Here is a 1,218-nt window from a genome sequence, read left to right as displayed (position 1 = left end):
CGACTGGACCAACTGCTGTAGGATGTTGTCCATGTAATAATGTTCTTAACAACCCTGGATTTGACATACCACCTGTAGGAGTAGATCCAGTTCCAGGTTGGAATCAAGTAGGTTCTGTTTCAGAAGTAGGTTTTCCAAACGTTCATAGTGGTCGTTTTCTGCCAGATGGGTCATTTAGTCTCTTAGCTGCATCAATTGGTCCAGGTGGAAGTATTAATCAAACAGTTGATGTTGACGAAGGTTGTTGTTTTACATTTTCATTTGCTGCAGATGTAAGGGATGGTGCATTTCTTATAGCTTCTGTATCTTTTCCAGAACTTGGGCAAGCATGTCCCCCATCCCCTGCAACTCTTGGTCCATCAAACATTCCACATATTGTACCAGTTATGAATCAACCACAATCTCTTTTCCAACATTATGTTCTTGTTGTGTGTATACCTGCTACTGTGACTATAGCTTGTATTTCTTTCCAAAATACTGCTACAGGTGGTGAAGGCGCAACAGCCTTTGTTGACAATGTTGTATTTCAACCTACTGGTGGACCTTGCACTTCATGTTCACAAAATTTTTAACACATTAATACGCTTGAAAATTTCCTTTTTTCTGGCGAATACAACAACTATTAAAGAGGGCCTTCTAGCTCTCTTTTTATATTAGGAATCATCATAATCTGGCCCCTCAACCATGACTCCACTCACTATATATTCATTAATAAACCATTGGTTACTCTTCATTTCATTCCAATAACTATTTTATATTAAATCCGCACATCCCTCAGAAGCATACATACGATATTATGTTGTATTCTTTTTCAATATCAGTGTTTAGCTGAGAGTACCTTGGATGGCGCTCTTTAATTTTCAAATAACATTTTTAAGTAATTACGAGAGCGGATTTTATTATGTTGTACAAGCACTACTTCGCCTTTTTAAATAAACTATATAGACATCTAAATGAAGGTAGATTTATATTCATATGGCTGATTACTTTTATAAAGATGGTAAAAAGTATTATAAAAAACAGTCACATTCGGGCAATCAAAAAAACAACTGTTTTATTGATACGCATACAATTGCAGGTTCTGAAGAAAATGCAAATGGAAATATACCTGTATCTGTTTTCCTTGAAACTACCACTCCACAAACTGTATTTGAGGATTTTACAAACAATCACAATAAAACATTAATCCAGTTATTTGTTGTTGGTATGAGTGCACCC

General features: G+C 35.9%; 1 protein-coding gene and 1 pseudogene. Both read left to right on the top strand.

Translation table 11 applies throughout. The annotated features are described in order from the left end of the window. Positions 1 to 572: collagen-like protein (locus DN393_RS31255; RefSeq protein ID WP_149174305.1), on the top strand; the 572-nt coding region annotated here is incomplete at its 5' end. A gap of 403 nt (positions 573 to 975) precedes the next feature. Beyond that, positions 976 to 1,218, top strand: a pseudogene (locus tag DN393_RS31250) (exosporium protein D); the annotation flags it as partial.

The organism is Bacillus sp. BPN334 (assembly GCF_008368885.1).
Taxonomy (GTDB): Bacteria; Bacillota; Bacilli; order Bacillales; family Bacillaceae_G; genus Bacillus_A; species Bacillus_A wiedmannii.
The sequence above is the reverse complement of the archived record's forward strand: the minus strand, read 5'-3'. Positions and strand labels throughout refer to the sequence as shown.